This is a genomic window from Streptomyces sp. N35 (assembly GCF_016464295.1).
Lineage (GTDB): Bacteria > Actinomycetota > Actinomycetes > Streptomycetales > Streptomycetaceae > Streptomyces.
The window spans coordinates 32,484-35,767 of sequence record NZ_JAEIMH010000082.1 but is presented as its reverse complement, the minus strand read 5'-3'; the positions used below and the strand labels follow the sequence as shown (position 1 = coordinate 35,767).

Annotated in this window: 2 protein-coding genes and 1 pseudogene; 2 read left to right on the top strand and 1 reads right to left on the bottom strand. The window is 70.2% G+C overall.

Going from position 1 to position 3,284, the window contains the following annotated elements:
* Positions 1-327: 327 nt before the first annotated feature.
* Positions 328-783 carry a hypothetical protein gene (locus tag JAO81_RS43000; protein WP_233416277.1) on the bottom strand — a complete coding sequence of 152 codons (456 nt, stop codon included), beginning with the start codon at positions 781-783 and terminating at the stop codon, positions 328-330.
* Between the two features lie 135 nt (positions 784-918).
* On the opposite strand from JAO81_RS43000, the pseudogene JAO81_RS33280 reads away from it, so the two are divergent.
* A pseudogene (locus JAO81_RS33280) lies at positions 919-2,477 on the top strand (DNA polymerase III subunit alpha); the annotation flags it as partial.
* A 150-nt stretch (positions 2,478-2,627) separates the two neighbouring features.
* Complete coding sequence (locus JAO81_RS33275; RefSeq protein ID WP_199551699.1) at positions 2,628-3,254, top strand: class I SAM-dependent methyltransferase; 627 nt, start codon at positions 2,628-2,630, stop codon at positions 3,252-3,254.
* Positions 3,255-3,284: the final 30 nt, after the last annotated feature.

Genomic DNA, 3,284 nt, shown 5'->3' with positions numbered 1-3,284 from the left:
CAGGGGGACAAGGAGCCCAGGGGCCCCCGCCCGTGGGGGGGGGCACTGACCTTCATGCGCTGGCCCTGCCTAGGCCGGACTTGGCAGCTAGTTCAGAGAAGTGACGAGGCCAAACGAGATCGCGCCGGACCAGACGGGGCGGGGCATGCGGCACCTCCGAGACAGCCCCGAGATGTCCAGGCTATGGCGGCGACGCTTGGCCAGCATGTTGGTGTGAGGGGCGGGGCGGCCGGACTCGAACGGGCGCTCTCGCAATTTTGGAGACCGCGCGCGTCGGCGCAGTGGCCCCGCCTCCAGGCTGGGGCCACTGCTACTGCTATCGACGCGTCACGGGCACGTGTAGGTGGCGGACCACCGCTCTTCGGGGGAGCCCGCAAAGTCCGCAGTGGTTCCCGCCAACCGCCAGCGGAAGGTGGCCACGACCTGGTACTTTCTTCCGCGCAGGCAGTCGATGTTGCCTGTTGCGGCGCGGTCCCACTCGACTTGCCATCCGGCGTCCCCGGTGGCGCTGCCCATCCAATAGATTTTGCCGTCCGCCAACTGGACGAGCGAGACGTCCGAGACCGAGACGTCGTAGTTCTCACTGTCGGACTGGGTGTCCGTGATGCTCGCGACCGCGTCCGCCCCACCGCTGAGCCCCAGCCGTACCCACCGCTCCACCTCCCCCCCCCAGCCCTGGACATCTCCGGGGTAGCCCCCCGCCGCCGGCGGCGCGGTCATGACGGACGCCGCGAACGCCATAGCGGTTCCGAGGACCGTGGTTATCGTCTTCTTCTTGCTCATGAACTCTCCAGATGGCGGGGACAGGCCGCGCACGTGGCGACGGGTGTGCCGCCGGTGCGTCGCGACCGGATCGTGGCAGAAGATCGCGAGCGGCGTTGCAGAATCCTGCAAATTCCCCGTCGCCCAATCCCGGCACGGCCCGTCTTCGGCGTCGACCTTGGCGGTAGCCCCCGTCGCGTCCCCGGAGCGCGCGAAGCGCCCCCGCACCCCGGCACGCGGCGGCGCGCACGTCGCCGAGCCACTGCTGCGGGCCACCGTTCTCGCCCAATCGAAGACCGGGTGGGCGCGCCTGCGCCGTCTGATCTCCGCCGCCTACGCGGAACCGGTCGCCGGGCACCCGGTCGCGTCGTGGGACGCACTGCGGGCGCACGTCGGGGACGGGCTGCTGGTGCTGCTCGGGCCCGCCTCGGAGCCGATCCGGGCCCTGTCCGCGGGGCGGACGGGTGTCGCCGAGCAGCTGCTGGCGCCGTGGCGGGAGCTGTGCGGGCAAGGCCTGCGCCTCGAGGTCGTGGCGTACCACCGCAATGGGCTGAGTGCGGGATCGCTGCGGCTGGCCGCGCACACCGTGCGGCTCGCCGACCATCTGCAGGTGCCGGCCGTCCTGTCGAACGCGGTGCGCTACGCGAGCGCCGGGCAGCACCGACTGGCCGATGTCCTCGATGCCGCCCGATTGCTGCACCCGATCGACTTCCGCCGACGCGAGCAGCTCGAAGCACCACGCCCCCGGGCAGGGGTGGCCGAGGGCCCCCGGGGCCATGGCCGTGACCGCAGAGCGGATCGGGGGGCCCGTCGGCGCCAGTACGGAGCGGGCACAGCGGCTGCTCGCCGACACCGCGTACGCGGCCGGCTCCTGCCGCATCGACCCGGTCGCCGACCTCGGGCTCGGCACACCACACTTCCCCGAACCCGAGGTCGTCGGAGCCGGTGAGGGATCCCGGGAAGCGATGCGGCTGCTGCGCCGGCGCGTGGCCGACGGGCTGCGAGCGCGCGGCCTCGACACCGACGAACGCGCCCGCGTCCAGGCGGAGTACGAGCTCGGTGTGATCGAGCGCCTCGGCTACGCCCCCTACTTCCTCGCGGTCGCCCAGGTGGTCGCCGACGTCCGCGCGATGGGCATCCGCGTTGCCGCCCGCGGCTCCGGCGCCGGGAGCATGGTCAACCACGTTCTCTTCGTGGCCACCGCGAACCCCCTGCAGCACCGGCTGCTTTTTGAGAGATTTCTGTCGGAGCGGCGTACGTCGCTGCCCGACATCGACCTGGACGTGGAGTCGTCCCGCCGGCTCGAGGTGTACGACAAGATCCTGGACCGGTTCGGGCGCGAGCGGGTCGCGGTCACCGGCATGCCCGAGACCTACCGGGCCCGGGCCGCGCTGCGAGACACCGGCCTCGCGCTGGGCATGGCGCCCCAGACCGTCGACCGGATCGCAAAATCCTTTCCGCATATCCGCGCCGTCGACATCCCCCACGCTCTGACCACCCTGCCCGAGCTCAAGCAACTCGCCGCCGAAGCCGAGCAGTACGGGCCGTTGTGGGAGCTCGCCGCGGGCCTGGACGCCCTGATCCAGGGTTACGCCATGCACCCGTGCGGCGTGATCCTGTCCAACTCCACCCTGCTGGACCGGCTGCCGGTGCAGCCCACGCCCGGCGGCTATCCCATGGTCCAGGCCGACAAGGAGGACGTCGATTCTCTGGGGGTCGGTGCTGTTGCCGTGGGTTCTGTCTCAAGTTGATGCTGCTCAGCGACCTAGTAGGTGAGTTTATGCATCACAACACCTGTAGTGCTAGGGCCGGTTCGTGACCGTGTGACAGGCAGCCAGTTGTGTGCCGGTGTTAGCTTCTCTCCCGTGGGATACCAGGACGAGACCAGGGCGGCCTATGACGGGGTCGTCGAGCTGTATGCATCGTTGTTTGCCAATCGGTTGGAGACGCAGCCGTTCTCGCGGAGCATGGTCGGCACTTTCGCCGAACTGGTGCGTGAGAACGGGAACTTGCGGGCAGCTGACGTCGGGTGCGGGCCGGGACATCTGACGGCCATGCTGCACGACCTTGGACTGGACGCTTTCGGGCTCGACCTCTCCCCGGTCATGGTCGACCACGCCCGCCGGGCCCATCCGGCGCTGCGGTTCGATGAGGCGAAGATGGAGGCGCTGCCGGTCGAGGACTGCTCGCTCGGTGGCTTGCTGGCCCACTACTCGATGATTCATACCCCGCCCGGGGAACTGCCCGCGCTGATCGCCGAGCAGGTGCGTGTCCTGGCGCCAGGGGGCCTGCTCCTGGTCTCGTTCTTCGCGACTGACGGGTCGGAGCCGGTTCGCTTCGACCACAAGGTGACGCCCGCCTATAGCTGGCCGGTGGACCGGTTTGCCGAGTTGCTGGCGGGTGCCGGGCTCGTCCCGTTCGCTCGGCTGGTCCACGACCCGGCCTCCGAGCGAGGCTTCCTCGATGCCCACCTGCTGGCCCGCCGCCCCTAGAGACTGTCCCGTGAGCGGTTCTCGGCGGCC

Excerpts from the sequence above, each read along its gene's own strand:
- JAO81_RS43000 (WP_233416277.1), bottom strand. The coding sequence starts at position 783 with ATGAGCAAGAAGAAGACGATAACCACGGTCCTCGGAACCGCTATGGCG.